The sequence below is a fragment of the Streptococcus sp. 'group B' genome (assembly GCF_002073795.1).
Lineage (GTDB): Bacteria > Bacillota > Bacilli > Lactobacillales > Streptococcaceae > Streptococcus > Streptococcus agalactiae.
This window is the reverse complement of sequence record NZ_CP020432.1, coordinates 1053695-1079786: the sequence shown is the minus strand read 5'-3', so window position 1 is coordinate 1079786 and position 26092 is coordinate 1053695. Positions and strand designations below refer to the sequence as shown.

The 26092-nt window shown below is 34.9% G+C and carries 26 protein-coding genes and 1 riboswitch; of the genes, 2 read left to right on the top strand and 24 right to left on the bottom strand.

Annotated features, from left to right (window positions below; translation table 11 throughout):
- Positions 1 to 9: 9 nt before the first annotated feature.
- The 17 genes from A6J68_RS05890 to metK all read right to left on the bottom strand — a co-directional run bounded on the left by A6J68_RS05890 (position 10) and on the right by metK (position 15848).
- Positions 10 to 930 (bottom strand): YihY/virulence factor BrkB family protein, encoded by a 921-nt coding sequence (locus A6J68_RS05890; protein ID WP_000768440.1) that lies wholly within the window; start codon positions 928 to 930, stop codon positions 10 to 12.
- A 1-nt stretch (position 931) separates the two neighbouring features.
- Positions 932 to 1792, bottom strand: coding sequence for a methionyl aminopeptidase (locus tag A6J68_RS05885; RefSeq protein ID WP_000631567.1), 861 nt, complete (start codon positions 1790 to 1792; stop codon positions 932 to 934).
- 22 nt (positions 1793 to 1814) lie between these two features.
- Positions 1815 to 3098 (bottom strand): CBS-HotDog domain-containing transcription factor SpxR, encoded by a 1284-nt coding sequence (spxR, locus tag A6J68_RS05880; RefSeq protein WP_000033794.1) that lies wholly within the window; start codon positions 3096 to 3098, stop codon positions 1815 to 1817.
- Positions 3091 to 3645, bottom strand: a complete 555-nt coding sequence (locus tag A6J68_RS05875; protein ID WP_000355951.1) for a GNAT family N-acetyltransferase — start codon at positions 3643 to 3645, stop codon at positions 3091 to 3093. The genes spxR and A6J68_RS05875 overlap by 8 nt, the downstream gene beginning before the upstream one ends.
- A gap of 101 nt (positions 3646 to 3746) precedes the next feature.
- The gene (locus A6J68_RS05870; RefSeq protein WP_001226243.1) at positions 3747 to 5006 is read right to left on the bottom strand and encodes a UDP-N-acetylglucosamine 1-carboxyvinyltransferase; all 1260 of its coding nucleotides are present in this window, start codon (positions 5004 to 5006) and stop codon (positions 3747 to 3749) included.
- A gap of 126 nt (positions 5007 to 5132) precedes the next feature.
- Positions 5133 to 5804: a thiamine phosphate synthase gene (gene thiE / locus A6J68_RS05865; RefSeq protein ID WP_001869769.1), complete on the bottom strand. Its 672-nt coding sequence runs from the start codon at positions 5802 to 5804 to the stop codon at positions 5133 to 5135.
- Between the two features lie 13 nt (positions 5805 to 5817).
- Complete coding sequence (gene thiM / locus A6J68_RS05860) at positions 5818 to 6588, bottom strand: hydroxyethylthiazole kinase (protein ID WP_000280416.1); 771 nt, start codon at positions 6586 to 6588, stop codon at positions 5818 to 5820.
- 1 nt (position 6589) lies between these two features.
- Positions 6590 to 7387, bottom strand: a complete 798-nt coding sequence (gene thiD, locus A6J68_RS05855; protein ID WP_000221577.1) for a bifunctional hydroxymethylpyrimidine kinase/phosphomethylpyrimidine kinase — start codon at positions 7385 to 7387, stop codon at positions 6590 to 6592.
- 1 nt (position 7388) lies between these two features.
- On the bottom strand, positions 7389 to 8069 hold the full coding sequence (gene tenA / locus A6J68_RS05850; RefSeq protein ID WP_000910129.1) for a thiaminase II: 681 nt from the start codon (positions 8067 to 8069) through the stop codon (positions 7389 to 7391).
- Between the two features lie 83 nt (positions 8070 to 8152).
- Complete coding sequence (locus tag A6J68_RS05845; protein WP_000482626.1) at positions 8153 to 8821, bottom strand: energy-coupling factor transporter transmembrane component T family protein; 669 nt, start codon at positions 8819 to 8821, stop codon at positions 8153 to 8155.
- The gene (locus A6J68_RS05840; protein WP_000953604.1) at positions 8809 to 10095 is read right to left on the bottom strand and encodes an ATP-binding cassette domain-containing protein; all 1287 of its coding nucleotides are present in this window, start codon (positions 10093 to 10095) and stop codon (positions 8809 to 8811) included. The genes A6J68_RS05845 and A6J68_RS05840 overlap by 13 nt, the downstream gene beginning before the upstream one ends.
- A 3-nt stretch (positions 10096 to 10098) precedes the next feature.
- Positions 10099 to 10653: an ECF transporter S component gene (locus A6J68_RS05835; RefSeq protein ID WP_105253168.1), complete on the bottom strand. Its 555-nt coding sequence runs from the start codon at positions 10651 to 10653 to the stop codon at positions 10099 to 10101.
- Positions 10650 to 11216 (bottom strand): energy coupling factor transporter S component ThiW, encoded by a 567-nt coding sequence (gene thiW / locus A6J68_RS05830; protein ID WP_000181409.1) that lies wholly within the window; start codon positions 11214 to 11216, stop codon positions 10650 to 10652. The genes A6J68_RS05835 and thiW overlap by 4 nt, the downstream gene beginning before the upstream one ends.
- A gap of 155 nt (positions 11217 to 11371) precedes the next feature.
- A riboswitch (TPP riboswitch) is annotated at positions 11372 to 11461 on the bottom strand.
- Positions 11462 to 11611: 150 nt separating this feature from the next.
- Positions 11612 to 12157 carry a GA module-containing protein gene (locus A6J68_RS05825; protein WP_000724547.1) on the bottom strand — a complete coding sequence of 182 codons (546 nt, stop codon included), beginning with the start codon at positions 12155 to 12157 and terminating at the stop codon, positions 11612 to 11614.
- Positions 12158 to 12223: 66 nt separating this feature from the next.
- Entirely contained in the window at positions 12224 to 14131 is a 1908-nt protein-coding gene (gene fbsB, locus A6J68_RS05820; protein ID WP_000743859.1) for a fibrinogen-binding surface protein FbsB, read from the bottom strand.
- Between the two features lie 258 nt (positions 14132 to 14389).
- Positions 14390 to 14665: a hypothetical protein gene (locus A6J68_RS05815; protein ID WP_000880724.1), complete on the bottom strand. Its 276-nt coding sequence runs from the start codon at positions 14663 to 14665 to the stop codon at positions 14390 to 14392.
- Entirely contained in the window at positions 14652 to 15848 is a 1197-nt protein-coding gene (gene metK / locus A6J68_RS05810) for a methionine adenosyltransferase (protein ID WP_000003952.1), read from the bottom strand. The genes A6J68_RS05815 and metK overlap by 14 nt, the downstream gene beginning before the upstream one ends.
- Positions 15849 to 16032: 184 nt before the next feature.
- Here metK and birA point away from each other — a divergent pair, with 184 nt between their 5' ends.
- Positions 16033 to 16968 carry a bifunctional biotin--[acetyl-CoA-carboxylase] ligase/biotin operon repressor BirA gene (gene birA, locus A6J68_RS05805; protein WP_001873801.1) on the top strand — a complete coding sequence of 312 codons (936 nt, stop codon included), beginning with the start codon at positions 16033 to 16035 and terminating at the stop codon, positions 16966 to 16968.
- Here birA and A6J68_RS05800 read toward each other — a convergent pair.
- From A6J68_RS05800 to udk, 4 genes are all read right to left on the bottom strand, one after another.
- Positions 16949 to 17143, bottom strand: a complete 195-nt coding sequence (locus A6J68_RS05800; protein WP_000166926.1) for a DUF3272 domain-containing protein — start codon at positions 17141 to 17143, stop codon at positions 16949 to 16951. The two genes, birA and A6J68_RS05800, sit on opposite strands and share 20 nt — an antisense overlap.
- Positions 17144 to 17231: 88 nt before the next feature.
- Positions 17232 to 18896, bottom strand: a complete 1665-nt coding sequence (gene dnaX, locus A6J68_RS05795) for a DNA polymerase III subunit gamma/tau (RefSeq protein ID WP_000283822.1) — start codon at positions 18894 to 18896, stop codon at positions 17232 to 17234.
- Positions 18896 to 19393 carry a GAF domain-containing protein gene (locus A6J68_RS05790; RefSeq protein ID WP_001043210.1) on the bottom strand — a complete coding sequence of 166 codons (498 nt, stop codon included), beginning with the start codon at positions 19391 to 19393 and terminating at the stop codon, positions 18896 to 18898. Before A6J68_RS05790 ends, dnaX begins: the two co-directional genes overlap by 1 nt.
- Positions 19394 to 19479: 86 nt before the next feature.
- Positions 19480 to 20109 carry a uridine kinase gene (gene udk / locus A6J68_RS05785; RefSeq protein WP_001227819.1) on the bottom strand — a complete coding sequence of 210 codons (630 nt, stop codon included), beginning with the start codon at positions 20107 to 20109 and terminating at the stop codon, positions 19480 to 19482.
- A gap of 144 nt (positions 20110 to 20253) precedes the next feature.
- Here udk and A6J68_RS05780 point away from each other — a divergent pair, with 144 nt between their 5' ends.
- Positions 20254 to 21336 (top strand): DEAD/DEAH box helicase, encoded by a 1083-nt coding sequence (locus A6J68_RS05780; protein ID WP_000628858.1) that lies wholly within the window; start codon positions 20254 to 20256, stop codon positions 21334 to 21336.
- A gap of 31 nt (positions 21337 to 21367) precedes the next feature.
- Here the strand turns inward: A6J68_RS05780 and A6J68_RS05775 are convergent, their stop codons facing one another.
- From A6J68_RS05775 to A6J68_RS05765, 3 genes are all read right to left on the bottom strand, one after another.
- The gene (locus A6J68_RS05775) at positions 21368 to 22621 is read right to left on the bottom strand and encodes a polysaccharide deacetylase family protein (protein ID WP_000733371.1); all 1254 of its coding nucleotides are present in this window, start codon (positions 22619 to 22621) and stop codon (positions 21368 to 21370) included.
- Positions 22622 to 22760: 139 nt separating this feature from the next.
- On the bottom strand, positions 22761 to 24188 hold the full coding sequence (locus A6J68_RS05770; RefSeq protein WP_000159913.1) for an NADP-dependent glyceraldehyde-3-phosphate dehydrogenase: 1428 nt from the start codon (positions 24186 to 24188) through the stop codon (positions 22761 to 22763).
- Positions 24189 to 24389: 201 nt separating this feature from the next.
- A complete protein-coding gene (locus A6J68_RS05765) occupies positions 24390 to 26042 on the bottom strand; it encodes a recombinase family protein (RefSeq protein ID WP_105253167.1) in 1653 nt (550 codons plus the stop codon).
- Positions 26043 to 26092 lie beyond the last annotated feature (50 nt).

The following is a 26092-nucleotide window of genomic DNA, read 5'->3' as shown; positions in this document are numbered from 1 at the left end:
TGTCTTTTCTTATTTTTCTTCTTTGGATTTTTGGATAAGAGACATAATATCTCCACGCCTTGATTCAATTTTTCCTGTCGCAATTTCTTGAACGCTGGCATTCAGTATTGCACCTAAAATCATAATGTGGGCTAAGAAAATAAACCATAGCATTAAGATAAAGATAACGACCGAACCAAACGTTTTAATATCTACCATTTTTTCAACCCTATTTAAGACGTATTGGCTAATTAAATTACTAAAAAAACCAATAACAAACGTTGAAAATAATGTCCCTGGAATGACATAACGTACTTTTCTAATTCGTGCGTTAGGTAAAATAAAGTATAAAATTCCAATACCTAAAAATATAGTCAAAAATGTAACTGGTTGTGCAAGATTTAAAAGCCACGCCGTTAGAGTATCTCCCAAATCATACATGTTTACAATTATCTGTAAAACTGGTTTTGAAAAGGTTGAAAAAATTAAAACAAAAGTCAGTAAAAATAGGATGATCAGCCCAGTCCCCACACCCACTAAACGACTAATCACAAAGTCTCTGTGTTGGTCAACACCGTATGCTTTATTAATGGCTTTTTGAAGAGAGGTCAAACTTTTAGACATTGTCCAAAAAGCTGTTAATGACGCGAATCCCAAAATGCCGGTAGACGGTTTCGAAAAAGCATCTACTGCTAAGCGTGAGGCAGGTTCATAAATATTTTTCGGAAGATTTTTTTGCATAAGTGACAATAAATCCGACACATTAATATGAAAATAAGGAAAAATATTAGCAGCAATAACTAGTAATGGAAAAGCTGTCACTAATAGATAATAAGCAACTGCTATGGCTGATAAGTCCATCTCTGCACTTTGAAAATGACGCATAAAAACTTGAATGGGTCTATATTCTAGTTTAGCCAGCAAATCCTCAAAGAATTTTTTTAATTTCATTTTAGTAAGTTCTTTCTTCTCCTTGACTCGTTAAAATAACAGGACCATCTTTAGTGATAACAAATTGATGTTCATATTGACAAGAAAGACCACCATCTAAGGTTTTATGTGCCCAACCAGTTTTCATGTCTGTATCAATTTCCCAAGTACCAGTATTAATCATTGGTTCGATGGTTAAAACCATCCCCTCACGAAGACGGAGACCTCGACCTGCTGTACCATAGTTAGGCACCATAGGCTCTTCATGCATTGTTGGACCAACACCGTGACCAACCAAATCACGAACAACTCCATAACCACGACTCTCTGCATAATCCTGAATAGCAGCTCCAATATCACCAATACGGTTTCCGATAACTGCTTTTTCAATCCCAATATACATTGCTTCTCTTGTCACAGACATTAAGTCTTTCACCTCTTGTGAAACTTCACCTACAGCATAAGCCCAACATGAGTCTGCCAAACCACCACTATATGTTTCCGTGTACTTTTTCATTTGAGCCACGTTGTCAAAGTTTAACGATGAAACATCAACAATTGATTTATCTAAAGGTTCGCTTAAAACCATATCTACTTTTAAAAGGTCACCTTGTTTTAGGGTATAATGACGAGGAAAGGCATGAGCCACTTCATCATTAAGCCCACAACAAGTAGCATATGGGTAATCCATAACTGCACCATCAACCCCGATTTGCAATGGCAATACGTTTTCTTCTTTACAACGTCTACGAACGTATTCTTCAACTTCCCACATATCAACTCCTGGTTTGATAATATCACGAAGTCCAATGTGGATGCTGGCTAAAAAATCACCTGCTCTATCCATTGCTTCAATTTCGCGTGCTGACTTTAATGTAATCATTTTCTATTTATTCTCCTTATATCTAATTAATTTTTACCGCTATCATAGCTTTAGCAATAATTTTATTTTCTAATTTTAATTCTAAATCGAGTGTAGCTTCGCGCCGTTTTTCTGAAATAATTGTTGGCGTTACCATTATTATTTCATCAATTTGAACAGGTTGCAAGAAATAAAGTGTCATTTGTTTAACAACAATACTGCGTTGATGCTTACGAGTTAAGACACGAATACAAATTTCTTTTAAGAACTCCGTCAAAACTCCTTGTGTTAAGCTACCTGTATGGTCAATCATAGCGGGTTCTACTAAAAACGAAAAGTGACCATCTTCAATTTGTAAATTAGACAAGATTTGATCACTATAGGTGTATAAAGCTGTCCCTTGCGACATCGATAAATTTTCTACAGCTTGTCGTCTTGTAATAACGCCTAATAATTCAAAGTCATCCGATACTACTGGCATCATATTCAAATCTTCAAAAATCATTTTTTGACTGATATTAGCTAGACTCATTCGAGGTTTAGCAACAATGATATTTTTTGACATGACTGTTGCCAATTTTACTTCTTTATCTTTTCCAAGAATATCTTGCACACTAACAACACCAACGACAACATTAGCTTGGTTGACTATTGGAAAACGAACATTTTTAGTTTGTTTAACAAGAAGATTAAATTCTTTTACGGTATCATCCTGCGCTAAGAAACCGTAATCCATTTGCGACTGATAGACTTGTTCAACGGTCTTTAAATCAGTACGAATTTTGGCATTTGACAAAGTGTGATTAATCATCGTTGATACTGTGAATGTATCATAGTGTGTTACCATTACGGGAATTTGAAGTTTATCTGCTAAACGACAAACAGATGGGGAAACATTAAAGCCACCTGTAACTAAGATAGCGTTTTGATGTTGTAAGGCTAAATGTTGTATTTCATCACGGTCGCCAACAATCAATAACCCTCCTTGCACCAAATATTTTTCAATATTTCTGTGAGTCATTGCACCTATAGAAAATTTACTAAACTCCTTGCTGAGCCCCTCTGTTCCTGCAACAACTTGTGAGTCACTAATCCTTGCAATTTCAGCATAAGTCAGTTTTTCAATATTAACCTTTGCTTTTTGAGCAACACGTACTGTCCCACTACGCGGTCTAGTCTCAACAATACCCCTATTTTCTGCCTCTTTTATAGCGCGGTATGCAGTGCCATCACTCACCTTTAAATGATTTGAAATACTGCGTACACTAACCCTCTTACCAACAGCTAAATTTTCTAGGTACTCCAAAATTTCTTGATGTTTACTCATAACGATAATCACCCCTAGTTAATTGAAACTCAATATAGTCTCTTATACGGCGTGTATAACGGTCGCTTCCTTTAAAACTCCTAGATTGTTTGAAATGCGCCTTCAAAGCAACCTTCTGACTAGCAATATTCTCTTTATGTGTTACTATGATCAATTTGTCCATCCCAAACTCTTGAAAAGCAAAAAAAGAAAGTGTCTTTAGACATTCAGTCATAATGCCTTGACCCCAAGAACTTTCTTTCAAAAAATAGCCAATTTCAGCTGTCTTTTTAGATAAATCAATGTTTTCAAAACGGATAACTCCAAACATTTTATGACTAACTTTATCTTCAATCGCCCAAACTCCCAACGGCTCTTTCATAAAAGAATGAACTAAAAGAAAATCACTTTCCTTCTTACTGGTTTGAACAGGAAAAATAAATTGTAAATTTGTCCTTTTTGAAGCTATTCGCCAAAAAGCTTCCCTATCAGTGTAGGCAACAGGACGTAGGTTAACATGTTCTGTTTCAATGAATGCAAACCGTCCTAAATTTGTCCATATATCCATGATAATATTATACCACAAGAGATTTCAAATACCTATAAGTGACTTAATCTAAAACAAGAAGAAAAGAGCTAAGAAATATTCTCAACTCTTTGTTATATATACTATTCCTCAACCAATTGGATATCCGCACCCAATGATGTTAGTTTCTCGATGATATTAGAATATCCACGTAAAATAAACTCGATATTCGTAATTTCAGTTCGTCCCTCTGCCATTAAGCCAGCGATAACTAAAGCAGCGCCTGCACGCAAATCTGTCGCTTTTACAGGTGCACCAGATAATTGATTAGGACCACTATAAACTATTTTGCCCCCTAGGGTAGAAATATTAGCTCCCATACGTGCTAATTCGGGAACATGATTAACACGTTTCTCATAGATAGTATCTAATAAACTCCCGTTTCCTTCTGCTGTTAGTAATAAAGGGGTTAGAGGTTGTTGTAAATCTGTAGCAAATCCTGGGTAAGGTGAGGTTTTTATGGATACAGCTTTTAACTTTTCTTGTTCTTCGACAAAAATTGAATCCTCTTCAACTGTCATTCGAACTCCCATCTCATCTAACTTAGCAATGAAACTCTCAAGGTGTTCATATAACACATTGGTCACTTTTATTCCTCGTCCGATAGCTGCTGCCATAGCAATATAAGTTCCTGCTTCAATACGATCTGGAATTACTTGATGACGCGTGCCATGGAGCGATTTCACACCTTCAATTGTAATAACATCAGTCCCAGCACCACGAATATGAGCTCCCATATTATTTAAAAGAGTAGCCACGTCAATAATTTCTGGTTCACGCGCAGCATTTTCAATAACCGTACGACCATTTGCCTTAGCTGCTGCGATCATAGTGTTAATTGTCGCACCAACACTGACAGTATCCATATAAATATTTGCTCCTTGCAAAGGCTTTCCGTTTGTTGCTAGACGCATTGAATCACCTTCATAAGAAACACTAGCTCCCATCGCTTCAAAAGCTTTTAAATGTAAATCAATCGGACGGGGGCCTAAATCACAACCACCAGGTAAACCTAATGTTGCTTGACCATAACGCCCCAATAAGCTTCCATAGAAATAATAGGATGCACGAAGACTATTGATTTTGCCATAAGGCATTGGAATATCTTTAACGCCACGTGGATCAATTTCAAGCGTCTCACCATAACGCTTAATCTTAGCTCCCATAGTTTCCATAATGTCAACTAAACTGTCAACATCAGAAATAGCCGGAACTCCATCTAAGACCACAACATCATCAGCAAGAATAGTGGCAGGAATCAAGGCAACTACACTATTTTTGGCACCCGATACAGCAACTTCTCCCGTCAGTTGCTTGCCACCGTTAATAATAATTTTACGCATACTTTCAAATCTTTCTTTAACTAGAATTCAACTCTACTATATTATCATAGTTTAAATTCTTTTTCAAATACCAGTATTGTGTGATGATATAATATCTTAAAAATTCTTATAATTAACGATGTAGCCTTATTTGATTACATCACTGTGTTTTTGCCTATTAACCAGAGCTTTTTCAACTTCATAGCGCAATTGTCTGGTTGCATCTACAATATGATTTGCTTTTGAAATAGCCGATATAACAGCAATCCCATCTGCGCCTGATTCTATAATATCATGAACAAAATCACTAGTGATTCCGCCTATTGCAACGATTGGAATATCTTGATTAATTTCTCTAACTGCCTTTGTTGTCCTATTGCCAACAGCAGGCTTAGCATCTGCTTTTGATTGTGTCGGATTAAAAGGACCAATTCCGATGTAATCAACAACAGATAATTGTGATTTCTGATATTCAGCCATTGTACTCACAGATAAACCGATGATTTTATCTGGTAAACGTCTCCGTGCCTCATCAACAGGTAAATCATTTTGTCCAATATGAAGACCATCAGCATCAATTAACTCAACTAAGTCAATGTCATCATCAATAATAAAAGGAACTTGATATTGCTTACAAAGTATTTGGAGTTGCTTAGCCATAGCAATTTTTTCCTTACCTTGTAATGCTGTAAAACCTTTTTCTCTAAATTGAAATAGAGTTATACCTGCTTGTAAGGCTTCTTCAACAACAGTCAATATATTCTTCCTAGAGCAATCCACAGTCCCACAAACAAAATATAATTTCAATGTATCTTTCATCTACTGACACCGCCTATTTGTCCATAATCATTTCTGATTTCATCTGAGAAAGGGCATCTAAAAATGCAACTTGGAAACTTCCCACTCCCTTACCTTTTGCCACTTTCTCTGCAATTTCTCCAGCAACATTATAAACAGTCATGGCCTCTGTCAGACAAGCAAGATCATCGCTTCTGTCAGAACTACCAATAAAAGCAGCCAATACTGCCCCTAATAGACATCCAGTTCCTGTAACAAGTGGCATTAAAGGACTACCATTTTGTAATAAGCGAACTTCTCCTCTAACAGCGATAGCATCAGTTTCTCCTGTGACAACCACTGGCACATCAAAAACTTGATTGGCTTTTACAGCAATTGATTCTAAATCAGCCACTTTTCCCCCATCTGCCCCTTTAGACGCTTGTTTTTCACCAACCAAAGCAGCGATTTCACTACCATTTCCTCTAAGTAAACTAATAGGATAATTCTTCAATAAATCAAGTGACACTTCTAATCGAAAACGACTTGCTCCTGCCGCTACAGGATCTAATACAACTGGAACTTGGTTTTTATTTGCTATTTTGATTGCTTCTTGGTAAAGTTGCCAACTTTCTTTTGTTAGTGTTCCTATATTAATTAATAATGCATCTGCAACTTTTAACAAGTCTTCTAAGTCCTCTATGCACTCGCTCATAGCCGGAGAAGCTCCTAAAGCTAATAAACCATTGGCTGTAAAGTTTTTGACCACATTATTAGTGATACAAATGGTTAAAGGATTTACCTCTTTTAGTTGTTCTAAATACATTTTAGTCTCCTTGATAGCTAGTATGATTGACAGGACCGTTTCCAAGACCCAACTCAGGCGCTGTTTCGATAGCTGAAGTAATAAATGATTTAGCGGTACTTACCGCGTTTAGAATTGATTGCCCTTTAGCTAACTCCGCTGCAACGACTGCTGCAAATGTACACCCAGTCCCATGAGTATGAATAGTATTGATACGTTGATTACTAAGAGTTATCAACCCTTCTTTTTCCAAAAATAAATAATCTTTAGCCAAACCATCTAGATGTCCTCCCTTTATAAGAACATTTCTAACAGAATATTGTTTTTGAATATCGTAACCTGCTTTAATAATACTTACTTCATCTGATAAGTCATATCCCACTAAAACCTCAGCTTCTGGTAAATTTGGTGTGATAATAGTTGCTAATGGCAATAAGTCTTCTTTTAATGCTTCTACGGCATCTGAATCAATTAAACGATGTCCGCTAGTTGCCACCATAACAGGATCTAATACATAAGGTTGCGGATATTTTTTTAAATATGAAGCGACTAAACTAATCGTTTCCCTCTCCGCTAACATTCCTGTTTTGACCGCCTTTGGCTTAATATCATCATAAACACAAGCTAGTTGTTGATCAATGATAGCTGTTTCTATATGCTGAACGCCTCTAACCCCACAAGTGTTCTGAGCAACAACACTAGTCACAACAGCCATCCCGTAAGTCCGACGAGCTTGAAATGTCTTTAAATCTGCCATAATCCCTGCTCCACCGCTAGGATCAGTTCCTGCAATAGTTAAAACTGGTGCTAAATAAGTCATATTAATCCTCCCATTTTTCTTGATTTATTGCCATTTGAAAAAAACGTCTCTCATGCTGACAAGATTTCACAAAAGCATCTACCAAATCAGCTTGCTTCTCTTTTGACAAATTCTGCGCATAATAATCCATCATACGAAAATAGTTTTCCATTAACTCTTCAACTGTATCGTTAGCATAAAAAGTTATCCAATTATTAAAAGGGTTACCATTCAAAAACTGGTTCTCCTCAATTATTTTTTTAGCCAATTGATGGTAAATCCATGGACATGGGCTCATTGCAGCTAAAGCACCAGCAATACCATTTTCGTAAAAATGAAAATACATATGTTTAATGTAATGATCTGCTGACGGGTACCATACAGCCTTTTCGATAATATCCTGATAAGATCGATTAGTATAAGCTGCCAAGGCTTGATGTGGACCTTCACCATCTGCTAACTCCCGATTTAATGTAAAGTCAACTTGTTCAAGGAAAAATTGTTTATCTCGTAAATTATCAGATTTTGCCAAGCACAGGGCATAAATATCAGCAAATTTCCCAAGGTAGATATTATCTGCCTGTAAATAATGGCAGATTACGTCATGGTCTAAACGCCCTTTTACAATTCCTTGAATAAATGGATCTTGATAGATGGATTGTATATATTTTGTTCCTTTAGCAATCATCTCATCTTTTAACATAGTAATCTCCTTTGTTATGATCTCATGAGCAGAACATGCTCACTCTATATAAATGCACAATTGTATTACTAAACTAATTGTACTTATTTAAAAATCATTCCTATAGCCAATAAAATACTCATACCAAGTAAACTATAATCTCGAAAACGAACGGGATAAGTTGAAGCATGTGTTCGCTCTTTACCCACTTCAAAACCTTTAGAAAGCATTGCTAACTCTAACTGTTCTACCCAATATATCGTCTTTAATAAAACTGACAATATTAGTCTAGGCGATAATGCCCAAGTTACCTGATTCTTCAGTCGGAATGCGAGTCGATTACGTTGGTATTGTAATTTAATTAATGGTAAAAGATTAAAGACCGCAAAAATACCATATGCAAAATGACTAGGCACTTTGAAAGTTTGATAAAGAGATTCTATAAAATCATAATTAGAATGTGATGCATGAAATAACAAACCCACGTTCATAAAAATAAGCGGACGACAGGCCACTAGACTAGCTAAGACGAATTGATGGGGTAATTTCCCCCAAAAATACGTCCCTAAAAATAAAGAGAGTCCCATCACAAATGAGATCAAATTGACCTTCGCCCAAGTTTTTAAAGAAACCTTTACGAAGCATTGCAGTGTTACTACTATAATTAGAAATAACAAAGACGTTCTTAGCCTCAATGTGAAACTAAACGAAAAGGTTGGTATTAATAAACATAGGAAGGTGATAGCTGGATGATAGTTTTTCAAATTGAACAAGATGACACCTCCAAGAAACGTGTTGCAAAACACTCTTTTAAGTGAGGATCATGGCTAGTAAAAATAACCCCACAATGATTTTTGTGACAATAACTCAAAAGAAGAGTCGTAATCATATTAGCGTGATAGGCATCTTGTCCATAAGTTGGTTCATCTAATAATAGAAGTTTACTATCACTAGCTAAAATACTGCCAATGGCTAATCGCCTCTGTTGGCCTTGACTTAGTTGAAATGGTGAAAACTGTTTTTTATCCCAAAGATTTATGGTTTCCAAAATATCCCTCGCTTTGTTACTATCCTTGCAAACCTGAAAAATTTCGTCATAAACTGTTGAAAAAATAAATTGATCTAAGGGATTTTGAAATAAAAAGCTTATAGGAATTTGCTTTCTATGAGTAAATTGTTTCTTTCCTTTAGTCCTATAGAGCCCTAACAATCCCATAAAGAAACTAGACTTCCCCACGCCACTTGGTCCATCTAAGCACAACCTCTCCCCACTTGCTAAATCAAAATCAAGGTAAGAGATGAATTTGTTTTTTGAAAGTTTAACTTGGAAATCTTTAATTGATAACAGTTTGTCACCTGTATTATGACTTTTCTTTTCTAATTCGAAGACATTCAAACGATTGAGCATATAATCAAAATCGACCCTTATCAACCATTTTTCCAACCAAAAATAGTGATCCATTATATCTTGATAATAAGTAATCAAATGATCGATTACAATCAGCATTGATTGATTGTTTGCTTGATAATTAAGAACTAATTGTAATAGTTGACTGGCACTCTCTTGATCCAAATTCGCAAAAGCTTCATCTAAAATAATAAGTTTAGGAGATTTTAAAAAAATAGTCGCCAATGCTAATCGCTGTTTTTCACCTTGAGATAAAGTATAAATCAAACGATTCTGAAATCCTTTTAAACCAACTTGTGCCAATACAAACTCACTTCTATCTTGCATTTGCTCCGGTTCTATTTGTAAATTTTCTAAAATAAAATACAACTCATGCGCCACAGTATCCATACAAAATTGCAAATCAGGATTTTGAAAAAGAAAACCCACATCGCTTGGTTCTATTAATGAGCCGTTTAATAAAACTTGACCTTTCCCACTTTCTTTTAACCCTGATAGTAAAAGAGCCAATGTACTCTTACCACACCCTGAATAGCCACTAATTAAAATTCGTTCTCCTGGGTTAAGACTAAAAGTCACTTCATCAAATAAATAATGACTATCGCCATGGGTGTAAGCTAATTTTTCAACAGATAGCATAGGCTACTTCCCTTCATGAATCCCATAAGCATTCAGTACACCACTTCTATGCAATTGGTCACATATATTCTTTGTTAATAAGAAGAAAATAATAGATGAAACAGTTCTTACTATAAGCATCAGAATGTTATATGAAAATGAAAATGCACTAAGTCCATTGGCATAAAAACTCCATGCAAAACTAAAAATTGATGTCAAAATAGCAGACAATATAAAAGCTGGCAACTTGTAATTATGATACCTAAACAGCGTAAAGCCTAATTCTGACCCTAAACCTTGAAGGGTACCAATAACGAGTACACTTGGTCCATAAATTGATCCAATTAAAACCTCTATCAAAGCAGCTAACAATTCTGCTACAATAGCGGTTCCTGGTTTCCTCAATATATAAAGAGCCATTGGACCTGCCACAAACCAAATACCATAAATAACTTCATGCGCTATAGGACCTACAAAAGGTACAAAAACATTTGAAATATAGCCTGCTCCAAAGTAAACAACGCCCAGAACAACCGCTAATAAAGCAATCAATAATACATCTTTTAAACCCAATTTCATTTTACTTTTTCTCCTTTAAATAATGCTTGTATTGTCATAAATACAGGAACCCGCTTTAATCCCTGAAGTAGCAACAAAGCAATAACACCGCCAATTATAGTCGCCCCTATAAACCTTGGCATAAAAAGAAAAATGGATTGAGCTGCAGATGCTTTAGCTAACACTTCGTGATTTCCATCCGCTGTCCAAGTCCAAAACCAGACCATAATTGGAGCTGATAAAAGTGCTCCAATTATCCCTGTTCCTATAAACTCACCCACCCAAGACATCCAGTCTTTCGCATAAAACCGATAAAACCAACCCGCTAAGAAAGCTCCTGGACCAGCTCCTAGAATAGCTAAAGGTGCAACAGATGCTACTCCTGCTTGAGTTAAAATACGAATAAAAGCCGTTACAAGTGCCATAACTAATGCATAGATTGGTCCCATTATAACTCCAGCGATAATATTAACCACACTAGACATAAAGGCCATGCCTTCTATTCTAAAAATGGGCGTTAGAAAAACATCTAAAGCAATCATAATTGCTAAAACCGTTAATTTTTTTGTTTTATGATTAGTCATCATAACTCCTTCTCTATGACAGATAAGGGGCAACAACCTATAAAAAATTTTGACGACAAAAAACTCCATCTGCAAGCAAACGGAGTTTATTATCTGATTAACTAGAGCTAGCTGTCTCCTAAGAAGACACTACGCCCTTTTCCATTACAAAAAACTTGTAATGGCACACATTTCCCTTCGACAGTACTAACTGTATCAAGTTCAATGGGTATAATCTCAGCTGTTACGCACCCCAAATGTCCTATTTAATTTACTTAAGAATAATAACATAGTTCCTTTGAAATGACAAGGCTTACATTCTGAGCAGAAAGCTATTTAAAACAGTAAAACCCTACTCACTAATCAATAAGTAGGGTTTAATGTCTTATATTTAGGAATGTTTGTTAGTTTAGAAACTAATTATATTTTTGGATATTTCTGTTTATCGCCTCCACTCTACTTTCGTTGAGATAAACATGTTCATACATATCGTCCAACTCAGCATAAAAGTTTTTTAAGTCTGTATTACCTTGATGCGATGCAAGTAAGACTTGAACCTTATCACGTGTAGATTTGATTTTTTCAAATAAATCATAGTTGCGTTTATACAAAGCCTGAGCTTCATTAACAATATCTGAGACATTTTCCAAAGAATAGGCATTATCAATACGTTGGATGAACCCTTTAGACTCCTGAGAAATAAGAATGCCTAAATTGTAGATATCATTCCTAGCCTTTTCTTGTTTAAGAGGTAGTTGATGCCTTATTTCTGAATTATTAAAAGTCTTCACAGTAGTATGTGTTTTACGTTGTTTTTCTTGTAATCTTTGATAAAATGCTTTTGATTTTTCACTCATTTTAACATAACGCGTTGGTACTTCAAAGTTATCATCAGCTTTAACCGATGTCGTTGCAACTAGTAATAAGCTACTAGCTAAGATTAAAGTTGTTATTTTTTTCATATTAGTCTCTTTCTATCTTTTAGGTTAGCTCAATACAAAAGTTTAAGATCGCCTTGATAGCAGTGTCTATTCTTTTATACGCGATGAGATTGATTTACTCATCTCAGTAACTTCTAATAAACTAGCTACAAAAGCTTGATCCATGTGGCGCGCTCCGATACGATTGTCCAAATGGCTAATTTTAGCTTGAGAACCTGCTAAAATAGCTTCAATATCATTATCAACTGGAACTGTTTCTGACTTCATTTGGTTATTATAAGTATTACGAGCGACGTTGAATTCTTCAATAGCTTGGTAAGCACGATTCCAAATCATATTCTCAAGACGAGATGTATCTTCTCTCAATACATTGACTGCACCATTATTAACCTTATTATTCCCTAAAGCTTTCTCAACATCAGAAAGATTAGAAGTTTGAGTATTAATGAGCGAGGTCATTTCCGCAGTTGTTACACCGGCTGTATTAGCAATATTGACTGTTGATTTATACGCTGAAATGGCATCATGTGCTGCATTAATCTCCTCTTGAGAAGCTTTAGATTCTTGAACAACTGGTTGAACCGGAGCTGGCTGTTGGACAGAAGTTTGCGCAGTTGAACTTTGTTGTGGAGTTGCCACAGTTTCAGATTTCTTTTCTACGTTTTGAGTCTTCCCAGATATTTTTTGCTCAGTTTGTTCTTTTACAGCCTCTTTTTGAGGAGTTGGCGATTTAGTTTTTTCCTGTTCTACTTTTTGTTTTTGGGAGCCATTCAACCTTATTTTTTTTATTTCTAAATTGTCTAAATTAGAATAAGGATTAAAATCTTCCACAATTTTCTTCTGTTCAAACGGTTTTAATATAGTAGAAGTTGTAATATTAACAGGTAAAACTTCATTCTTAAGCTTATTGTAACTTAGAAGTTCATTTCCAAACTCTTCTTCATCATCTTCAAAACTATATTTATCTTCTTCCCTTAAAATTAATTTATTTTTATATGGAATATTGGGGACTAAAAATTTTTCTTTATTTTCTAAGTAACTAGTTAAAGGTTCCGTATTGAATCTTAGTTCCTCATAATTAACTTTCTCTCCTTTGTATTCCTTTAAAGAATTCTCTAATGAAAACAACTTATCCTTAGCAATCTTTAAATTAGGGACATCCTCCAATAAAATAAGCCCTGTATGTAGTTTATTCACTTCATAGTATGGAGTTACTCTGTAATCTCTCTTTGAAAGATTTAGAATAATATTTAATTTTTCCCTTAGCAATTCTTTATTTCCTTTTTCGTAATCATCATCATCTATAGAGATATCAGAAGTGCTCTGATTAAGAATTTTTTCAATCTCATGCTTTTTAGATAGTATTTGACGAATAGTGTTTTCATAATCCTTAACTACTTCTTTTACATTTCCTTCATACCATAAAGAATTTAATAGATATGAATAATTATAATAATCATGGAAGTTTTGATAAAATCCTCCTTGAATGCCTACAGAAGCGGCGATTTCATTCGTTCCAACAGTTCTGTAACTTTTCTCAATCCAAAACGCAATAGGGATTAAATCTTTATTTACTTTCTGTTTCTCAAAAATATTCTTTGAAAATTTTTGTAAAGCAACACTCATTCTATTCACAATCGCTTCATACTGATTAACTGTTAATTTAGTTATGTCACGATTGTTAATTAAAAATTTCTCATACGGAAAAATAAAACTTATCAATTCTTCGCGCGCATCACTATATAAAGGATCTTGAAATTCTTCTTTATTTACTAAATATTTAGCAGTATCCAATAAATAACGAAAATCAAATTCTACTTTATTTTTCCATCCATACGCTATTTTATGACCGAAATTATTTTCTTGTAAATACTTTTTTACTTTTTCATTTCGGTTATTATAATCTTTAGTTATCCCGGCTACCGGCTGACTTGTAGATACTGCTGTTACTGCTAGCGATAGAATCGCTGCTGATTTTAAAAATTGTTTTTTCATTTCCATCTCTCTTTTCTTTTTCATGATAATTTTTACATCAAAAACTTATCACGAGATAATATATTAGCATAAGATTAGTAACATGACAAATTGATTAAATTACGAACTTTTGTTTTTGTTTTCATGTTTTAAGGACAAAAATGTTCGGTTATAACAACTAACGCTATTTGTTGATATGGAATTTTTACTTTTTTTATAAACTTTGTATTTTTATTAAATACATTTGAATCAAATAAAAATATCATTTTTTTATTTTTTTTACATTTTATACTTATATAATATTTTTATAAAAGCTCTATTTATTTGACAATCAAATGATTTGAGCATGAAATTATTTTTTTGAAAAATTTTTCGATAGGAAAATTCAATTAACTTGGTCATCATTTTATTCACAATATACACCATATTTTCAAGAAATATGCAGTATTTCCTATACTTAACCAGTTTATTATAAGATTTTATAAATGTTCTATAAATTATCATGAGCAAAAAAAGCGTAAACTTTCGTTTACGCTTTTTATTATTTGCTAGCAATAAAATCCTTTAAGGCCTGGACTTTATCAACTCGCTCCCATGGCAAATCGATATCAGTACGTCCCATATGCCCATAGGCTGCTGTTTGTCGATAAATAGGTCGTTTGAGGTCCAACATATTAATAATGCCTGCTGGTCGCAAATCAAATATTTGGCGTACAGCTGCCTCTAGGTCTGCTTCTGCTATAACACCTGTTCCAAATGTATCTACACGCACAGAGACAGGCTGAGCAACACCAATTGCATAAGCAAGTTGTACTTCTACTTTTTTAGCTAAATCAGCTGCAACAATATTTTTTGCAATATAACGAGCTGCATAAGATGCTGAACGATCTACTTTAGTAGCATCTTTACCTGAAAATGCACCACCACCATGACGAGAATAACCACCATAAGTATCTACAATAATCTTACGACCTGTTAGTCCTGAATCTCCTTGAGGGCCTCCAATAACAAAGCGCCCTGTAGGATTGATAAAGAATTTTGTTTGGTCATCTAAATAATGGCTTGGAATAACTTCATTGATAACTTTCTCAATCACGTCCTTATGGAGTTGGTCATTAGTTACATTAGGATCATGCTGTGTCGAAATAACTACTGCATCCACACGAATTGGTTGATCATTATCATCATATTCAACCGTTACTTGAGATTTTGCATCTGGTCGAAGATAGGTGAGTTCCCCAGACTTACGTAGATCTGTCAATTTCTTAACTAACTGATGAGCTAAAGAAATTGGCAATGGCATTAACTCAGGTGTTTCATCAACAGCAAACCCAAACATCAAACCTTGGTCACCTGCACCAATTAAATCTAAAGGATCTTGTTCAAGAGAACCACGTACCTCAAGAGCTTCATTGACTCCCTGTGCAATGTCTGGCGACTGTTCAACGAGTGACGGATGCACTCCGACAGATTCAGCTGAGAAGCCATATTCAGCTTTATCATAGCCAATTTCAGCGATTGTGTTACGGACAACTCGGTTAATATCAACATAGGCTGTCGTTGATATCTCGCCAAATACATGAACCGAACCTGTATAAACAGCTGTTTCGGCTGCTACGTGGGCATCTGGATCTTGCTCTAAAATTGCATCTAAAATCGCATCGGAAATTTGGTCAGCAATCTTATCGGGATGTCCCTCAGATACTGACTCAGACGTGAAAAGTTTACGTTCTGACATAAAAATGTCCCCCCTAAAATGTAAAATGTGTCGAGTTACAAAGAACTAGCCTCTAGGCTACCTTTTCGGGACTCATATAGCTATTGTACCACTATTTCATCTTTTGTGAAATAAGTTACCAATAAATAAAAAATTATCTCTATTTTCTTTAGTCTTTTTTCTCGATTTATACTATACTAGATTTATGAAAACCTACGAAAAAATTTATCAAATACTATCAAAAAATAACAACTTTATTAGCGGAGAAACTATGGCAAATCAACTTAATATTTCCCGCACAGCTATTTGGAAAGGTATAAAAACGTTAGAAGAATTAGGCCTAGAGATTGAGTCTGTCACTAACAAGGGCTACCGATTGGTATCAGGTGACATATTATTACCAGAACAACTCGAACAAGAAATTGGTATTAAGGTTAGTCTTAATAATAATAGTGCTTCAACCCAACTAGATGCTAAAATGGGGATAGAAAGCAAATTAAAGACTCCACACCTTTTTTTAGCTCCTAATCAAAAAAAAGCTAAAGGACGTTTTGATAGACCTTTCTTTACATCAAATCAAGGCGGCATCTATATGTCTCTTTTATTACAACCTAATGTACCGATTGAAGATATAAAACCTTATACTGTCATGGTAGCCTCTAGTGCTGTAAAAGCTATCTCACGGTTAACAGGAATTACTCCTGAAATTAAGTGGGTCAATGATATTTATTTAGATAATAAAAAAATAGCTGGTATTTTAACCGAGGCTATCGCTTCTGTTGAGAGTGGATTGGTAACGAATGTTATTATAGGATTAGGTATCAATTTCTATATCAAAGAGTTCCCTAGGGCGTTAACTAAGCGCGCAGGTAGTCTCTTTACAGAGCAACCGACCATAACTAGAAATCAATTGATTACAGAAATCTGGAATCTCTTTTTCAATATTCCACTAGAGGATCACTTAAAGGTATATAGAGAAAAATCCCTAGTCTTAGATAAAACCGTTAGCTTTATGGATGGTCAAACAATGTATTCTGGGAAAGCTATTGATATTACTGATAAAGGATATTTAGTGGTTGAGTTAGATGATGGTCAGTTGAAAACACTTCGCAGTGGCGAAATCAGTCTTTCTTCTTGGTAGATTTGATAAGCTCTTTTGTGAATTTTGAAATCGCATACACCTTTTGAAGATCTCGAAGTAATAAAACTCCCCAAAAAATAGCAAAAATCCAGGAGCCATCCATAACGGATTGATTGAAAAAATAAGTTTCAAAAGAGCATAAAAGCGCCATAAAAATAAATTGTCGTTTTGTCATATCACCATTATAACAGAATCTACTAAATAATTAAAAAACTTATCAAAAAAATAGTTGCCTGTTACGGGCAACTATTTTTAGTTACGTTTTAATCTTCAACGATTGCTATTCGTTCTGCTAGATAAGAAAAGTCTTCTGGAATCTGATGATTAACTTCAGGTTCTGTTTCCGTCTTTTGAGCTTTCATTTTCTTTGCAAAATCGCTCCGAATTTGATTAAAATCATTTCTAGGTACAGCTAAAATATTAGGTGAAAAACCTGCTGCTTTACTCATAATATTACCAAATATATCATTGAGATCGGTACGTTTCATAGCTTGTTCAGCATTAAAGGCCGCATCAAATGCCAAAATAGCATTCTCGCTATTAGCTAAGACAGGTTCAGATCCCATTAATAAGGCTCTATCTTGAGCCGTAATATTATCTAATATCTCGTTCCAAGCACTCTTTAAAGCTTCTAAATATTCACGTGAACGTTGGCTATCTACAACCGTTTCTTCCATAATGGTCAAAATCTTTGTACGGTCAACTTTGAATGTGAATGTCTTATTATTAACCTTTACTTTTTGAGTTGATGAACTTTGATCTGCTCGAGAGAGTTGGCTCATTTCGTTTTTTAACGATTTTAACTCTCGACGAAGACTATCTAATTCTGCTGTCACATCTGCGGGTATGTTTGACGAATTTTTTTCTACCATTTCAGACAATTGAATGGTCATCATCTCTGCATAAACTTTAGGATGGCTACCATTTTTTATCTCAGGAAGAACAGATGTCACTTTATCAATCATTTCAAATAAAATATCTTGTTTAACATCAAGATTGGCCATAAAAGTATCACTTGAATGACTATTTTCACCACCTGCTTGAACAACAAGTAAATCTCTTAAGTACATCAATAAATCTGTTGCAAAACGACTCATACTTTTGCCACTATCAAAGATTACTTCAAGTTTAGCGAGTGCTTCAGTTGTATCGTGAGCCAATATATTCGATACATAATCATCTATAGCAGATAAGGAAATGCTCCCTGTAATTTCTTCTGCTACATCTAAAGAAATGTGGTTATCTTTCGCTAAACTCAAGGCTTGATCGAGAATTGATAAAGCATCACGCATACCACCTTCGGCTCGTCTAGCGACTAGTGTCAGAGCATCCAAATCATATGAAATAGCTTCTTTATCTAAAATCTGTGCTAAATGATCTCGAATAGCTAATAATTTAATCGCTTTAAATTCAAAGCGCTGGACACGAGATAAGATTGTTGCAGGGATTTTATGGAGTTCTGTTGTTGCTAATATAAAAACAACATTTTCTGTTGGCTCTTCAAGTGTTTTCAATAGTGCATTGAAGGCACCTGTAGACAACATATGAACTTCATCAATAATATAAACTTTATAGGTTGCCCTACTTGGAGCATAAGTTGATTTGTCCCTGATATCACGAATTTCATCGACACCATTATTTGACGCAGCATCAATTTCAATGACATCCTCTAAACTACCATTTGTAATATCTCGACAAATATCACAATGATTACAAGGTTCGCCATTAACTTGATTTGGGCAATTCATCGCTTTTGCAAATATTTTAGCAGCACTTGTTTTTCCAGTTCCCCTAGGTCCTGAAAAAAGGTAAGCATGGCTAATTTTTTTGCTGGACACAGCTTGCTTTAAAGTAGTTGAAATAACACTTTGTCCAACCATTTCATCAAATGTTTGGCTACGATATTTCCGATAAAGGGCCTGATACATTACTTTTCAACTCCAAACATATCCAAATTCCAAATCGTATGTTCTACTAGAATACCTACAAATTTTTCTAAGTATTCTTGATCAATCTCATCATAATCTGCTACTAAAGAAGAATCTAAATCTAGAACTCCTAGAAGTTTGCCATTTTTAAACATGGGTACTACGATTTCACTCATAGCTTTTGAATCACAGGAGATATAGTTAGCATGCTTTGTAACATCATCAACAATCAGCGTCTTAGCAGTTTGTGCAGATTCACCACAAACACCTTTTCCTAAAGTAATATGCACACATGATACACCACCCTGAAAAGGGCCAAGAATTAACTCCTCTCCATCAAATAAATAAAAGCCTGTAAATACAGAATTTGGAAGCATAGCATTTAGCATAGCTGAAGCATTTGATAAGTTGGCAAGAGCATTTGTTTCATCTGAGAATAGAGCTTGCGCTTGTAGTAATAATAATTGATAATTTTCGATTTTCTTAGACTTGTTCATAGCACTTATTATAGCATAATTTGAAAGTTACTAAAACTAAATAACCATCCTATATAAAACAAAAAAATAAACACAAACCATTGTGTTTATTTTGCTTCATTTAAGATGCTAGCCACTTTGGTATTGATTAAATCAATAGCGACAATATTACTTACTCCTTCTGGAATTACAATATCCGCATAACGCTTTGTTGGTTCGATAAATTGATGATACATAGGTTTTACAACTTCTGTATACTGTTCAATAATACTATCTAAACTTCTATCGCGCTCTTCCATATCACGCTTAATACGACGAATAATACGAATATCATCATCTGTATCAACAAATAATTTGATATCCATTAAATCACGCAAACGCTGATCTTCTAATACCAAAATTCCCTCAACAATAATGACATCCTGAGGTTCTTGGCGGATAGTTCTATCACTACGGGTATGTTTTGTGTAATCATAAACCGGAATATCGACCGGACGCCCCTCAATCAATTCGTTCAATTGCTCAATCATCAAATTGGTATCAAAAGCAAGGGGATGATCATAATTGGTTTTTACACGTTCTTCAAAAGTCAAATGACTTTGATCTTTATAGTAAGAATCATGTTCAATCATGATAATTTTTTGATCTGGGAAATTTGATAAAATCGCCCGAGAAACACTGGTTTTACCACCACCAGATCCACCTGTAACACCAATAATAATAGGTTTTTTACGCATTTGTCACTCCAAATTAAATTTATCCTCTATCTATTGTACTATAAACTTATTTTTTTTAAAGTCTAAATTTTATTGAAAACGCTCTAAAAATAAAAAGCATGTTATAATAACAATGACAACATATAAAATAACAAGAGGATTCTTATGATAACAAAATTTCCAGACCAATGGCAGGATAAATTAACCCAGCGTCAATTTGATGATCTAACAGATATTCAAAATAAACTTTTTCAACCTATTACTGATGGTGATAATATCCTTGGAATTAGCCCTACAGGTACTGGTAAAACTCTAGCATACCTTTTCCCAACGCTTCTTAAGTTGCAACCTAAAAAGAGCCAACAACTCTTAATTTTAGCTCCAAATTCAGAATTAGCTGGACAAATCTTCGACGTTACAAAAGAATGGGCTGAACCATTAGGACTGACAGCACAACTATTCCTTTCAGGGTCTAGTCAAAAACGCCAAATTGAGCGACTAAAAAAAGGACCAGAAATCCTTATAGGAACTGCTGGACGCGTATTTGAACTTGTGAAACTAAAAAAAATAAAAATGATGAACATTAATACTATCGTCCTTGATGAGTTCGATGAATTACTCGGCGACTCACAATATCATTTTGTGGACAATATTATTAATCGCGTTCCTCGTGATCAGCAAATGATTTACATTAGTGCCACCAACAAACTGGACAATAGTAAACTTGCCGATAACACTATAACAATTGACCTATCTGATCAAAAACTTGATACTATAAAACATTATTATATTACAGTTGATAAAAGAGAGCGTACTGACTTACTTCGTAAATTTTCAAATATTCCTGATTTTAGAGGTCTTGTCTTTTTTAACAGCTTATCAGACTTAGGTGCATGTGAAGAACGTTTACAATTTAATAGGGCCTCGGCAGTTTCTTTAGCAAGCGATATTAATATTAAATTCCGTAAAGTTATCTTAGAGAAATTTAAAAACCATGATATTTCATTACTCCTAGGAACTGATTTGGTAGCTCGTGGCATTGATATCGACAACCTAGAATATGTGATTAATTTTGATATCGCACGCGACAAAGAAACATATACACATCGTTCTGGACGAACTGGTCGTATGGGGAAAGAGGGATGTGTTATTACATTTGTAACACATAAAGAAGAGCTCAAACAACTTAAAAAATACGCCACCGTTGCAGAACTTGTACTTCACAATCAAAAATTACACTTAAAATAAAAAAGAAACAAGTAACTTGTTTCTTTTTTTATTAAGGCGTTGAATATAATTCACCTACAGTAACAAAATAATAACCCTGGGTTGTCAGATAATCCATAATTGTAGGCAAAGCATCTATGGATGTCTGGTGAATATCATGCATCAAAATCACTCCCCCAGGACGTAATTGTTTTTTGATATTGGTCATCATTGCTTGTGTATTATGATTTTTCCAGTCTTCTGTATCAACTGACCACAACATTTCTTTCAATCCTGTCACTGTTTTTACAGTAGCATTTGTTGCTCCGTAAGGGGGACGTAAGTACACTGGTTTTTGTCCTGTTGCTTTCATGATTAGATCATTAGTCTTATGAATCTCTTCCTTGATTTTCTCCGCTGGTAGTTTGGTTAAATTAGGATGATCCCATGTATGATTACCAATCTCATGACCTTCAGCATGCATCCTTTGTAAAATATCTGTGTGCCCTACAGCACTTTGTCCCATTATAAAGAAAGTCGCTTTAGCATTATATCTTTTAAGGATTTCTAAGGCTTTAGGAGTCGTTTTTTCATTTGGTCCATCATCAAAGGTAAGTGCAACACGTGGTGCTTTAGCTTTTAAGTTAGAAACTAAATCTAGATCACTTGATTTTAAATATGACTCATCGATCACATTATATAATTTATCAAGTGGTAATTTTAAATCATTAATAATTAACTTACCATCTTTAACATCTAGCCCATCTGTTACTCTTCCAGTTTTTAAAAATTCTTTATTGCTATCATGTTCCTTTAGTTGAGTTCCTGGAGCTATATTTTCTAAAATAGCCTTAAATCCAGATATATTATGAGCTAAAAGCTCATCTAATTCAAAAGGTTTCTTATTTTGATCAAGTAAGTAGGTTCTCAAAAGGCGACTTGATTTTTGAAACATACTTCCTTTTTCTTTTTGATATAAGATTTGATAAATGGATAATTTTTTAACATTTGCAAAGTTAGAATCTGCTAATTGAGGACGTAGAATAATGTATTGATTGTCATAAAATTTTTTATGCTCAAAACTTTTTTGATTCCACTTTAAAATATCAGCGCTTAGACTTTTGTCATATCCTTTAGGTTCAAGAAAAAGAACACGTTCAGTTTTCTGTCTTTTCACCACTTCTACCGTTTTCTCGGCTATGCGAATTTCTTTTTCAACAACAGCTTGTTGAAGTTTTATTTCCTTATGTTTCAAAAACGAAAAACCTTGCCAAGCAAGAATCGCTATAATAATTAGACTAAAAATACCTATAATTAATTTCTTCATATAATGACTCTTTTGTTATTTTTTATGACAATTATATCACAAAAATAAAACCACTTTAGAAGATTATATAATTCTTTATTTTTAATGTAAAAGAGGTTTATAAAACGACTCAACTGACAATCGTTGAGTCGTTTTACATCTATTTCATATCAAAAACAATCGATTTTACATTTGTCATTGCTTCAATTGAATATCTGATACCTTGAACACCTGCACCAGATCCTTTGAGTCCTAAGAATGGGAAGTTATCAGGACCACGTCCAGTCTTATTGTTAATGTGAACTGTACCAACTTCAAGTTTATTTGCTATATCAAATGCTTTTTGGAAATCACGTGTAAAGACTGATGATTGTAATCCAAAATCAGATTTGTTGGCAATAGCAACAGCTTCTTCTGCATCCTTGACACGAATAATTGGGAGAATTGGTCCAAAAGGCTCTTCCCAAGCTAGTTTCATATCTAAAGTAACATGATCAAACAATCCTGGAGTTAATAGACGACCATCACGTTTAAATTCATTCAATTCTTTCGCACCTTTTTGACGTGCATCTACTACTAAGCTTTCAATAAAGTCAGCTGAATTATCATCAATAACCGGTGTCACCGTTGCATTATCAAATGGATCACCTACTGATAATTTTGCTACATTTTCAGATATTTTTTCTGCCAATTCATCTGCAACTTCTTCAACGACAAGCACACGCTTAATTGCCGTACAGCGTTGTCCAGAGTAATCATAAGCACCTGCAACGATTTGTTTAGCAGCGTTATCAAGGTCAGCATCAGCTAAGACGATACCTGCATCCTTACCGCCCAACTCAAGCATAATTGGACGCATTCCTGCCAACTTACCAATACGTTGTCCAACTGGCGTTGATCCTGTAAAGTTAATAAAATTAACTTCTTCATGCTCAACAATGTAATCTCCAATCTCAGAACCGCGTCCTGTAATAGTATTAAAGACACCTGCTGGAAGACCTGCTTCTGCAAAAGCTTTTGCTAAAACAAGTCCTGAGACTGAACCTTGTGTTGGTGGTTTAAACATCACAACGTTTCCACCAATTAGAGCTGGCGCAATTTTTGATCCTGAGAGGTTAACAGGGTAATTATAAGGTGCGATTGCTAAAACGATACCTACTGGTTGACGACGAATAACAGCCAACTTATGACCTGTTGAAGCATCCATTTTTCCACCTTCGTCAGCTGAAGTTGATAAACGAATTCCTTCTTCTGCTGCATAACGAATAAGATCAGCTGTCCTTACAACCTCAGTTACTGAAGCATTGTAAGCTTTAGAAATTTCTTTTGCTAAAACAGTAGCAATTTCTTCTTTATCACGTTCAATAATGTCTGCGGCTTTATGAAGGTATTGTGCACGTTCATATACTGTTAAAGCAGCCCAAGCTGGTAAAGCCTCACGACCCGCTTTCATAGCATGATCAACTTCTTCTCGAGTCATCGCTGGCACGAATCCCAATGAAGAATCATCAATTGGTGACAAAATCTCAATCTGATTAACAGATGATTTCCATTCGCCATTGACATAATTTTGATATTCTTTTGTCAAAGTAAATCTCCTTTTACATTGTAATAGGTTTATTCTATCACTTTATCTATTTATTTCAATTATCTGACATATTTTTCTTAGAAACTTAACAATATCCAAACTTTCAATAAAAAAGTAGAGATTTTTAGGGGCGTTCACTTAGGGATTTAATTCCTAAAAAAATTATCGGCGTAATCGGTATTACTACCGGCTACGCCGATTTTACTTATGGAGTGGAATATCAACTGCACCTATGTAATTCCACTGTATCCATATGGTTTGTTTCTTGGTTCTTGTACCTGCTACCTTTTCAGATTTTTCAACATAAATCTTATCTACAAAGGTTCGAATGATCTCTGCATTAAGTTCTTGTATATCTGTGTATTGTCGTACTAATTTCAAGAAAGAATCTACGTTGAGACATTCCTCTTGCGCTTTAGAAATAAAGGCTTCAAGGGATTCAATCTTGCTTTTCAGTTCAGCTTGTTCCTTGTCGTAGGACTCAGACATGCTCTTAAATCGTTCATCAGAAATTTTACCGTCTAAGTTGTCTTCATAGAGATGCTGAACAATTGTGTCAAGTTTGCTAATTCTTGCTTTTGCTTGCTCGAGTTCCCTATTAGAGGACTTTAACTTTTGGGTTAGTTCTTTCTCGCTTTTCTTCATCACAAGTCCCACGAACTCTTCTTCGTGCTGTTTGGCAAATGAAGTAATAGTTCTAAGCTCGTGAAGCAGTATTGCTTCGATCTGAATATTTCTAATTTGATGTGATGAGCATTTGCCTTTTTGCTTACGATAGGTAGCACAGACAAAGTATTCTTTATCATGGCTCCAATCTTTTCCTCGAACCTGATAAAGCTTGTTACCACAATCCGCACAAAATAGCATTCCTGATAACACTGGCATTTCTCCAAGATTGGCACGCACTCGTCTACCATCTCTTATACGTTGAACTATGTCAAAAGTTTCCTGGTCAATAATTGCTTCGTGTGTGTTTTTGAAAATTAGCCAGTCTTCTTTGGGATTCAATAATGTTTTCTTGCACTTGTACGATTTCTTTCTTGTTTTGAAATTGACCGTATGCCCAAGATATTCTTGCTTTTCAAGCATATTAGAGATAGTTTTTTGATTCCAGACTCCCTTAATCTCCGATTTCGCGGAAGGAATTTTAATACCAAGAGAGAAAAAATGCTCAGAAGGTGTTGGAATATTCCTTTTGATTAGCTCATTGGCAATCTGGCTAGGCCCATACCCATTAACGCAGAGTCTAAAGATTTCACGCACTACACTGGCAGCTTCTTCATCTACAATCCAATGATTTTTATCTTCAGGATCCTTAAGATATCCGTAAGGAGGATTGATGCAGAGCGGCTTCCCACTTTGTCCTTTTGCTTTAAACACAGCTTTTATTTTTCTGCTTGTGTCTTTAGCATAAAACTCATTGAAGATGTTGATGAAAGGTGTCATGTCGTTGTCTGACTGATTATTGCTATCTACGCCGTTATTTATTGCAATAAAGCGAATATCAGCGTTAGGGAATACCATCTCTGTATACATACCAACTTGCAGATAATCTCTACCCAAGCGTGACATGTCCTTGACGATAATGGTTCCAATCTTTCCTTCGTCAATGAGAGTAGTTAATTTAAGCCAATCAGGTCGCTGGAAATTAGTACCCGAGTAGCCATCGTCTACAAAGAACATAAGATTGTTGAAATGATTGTCCTCGGCATACTTTTTCAGCATGCTCTTTTGATTGATGATGGAATTGCTGTCACCTTGTAATTCATCGTCTTTGGATAAACGGCAGTAAAGTGCCGTTATCTTGCCTACATTATCTAGAGTATAAGAAGGCTGTCTATTTAGTTTATTCATCTGTTTTCCTCCTTTCCGACAGCCTTCAAGCGGTCAGTATATATTCCCGT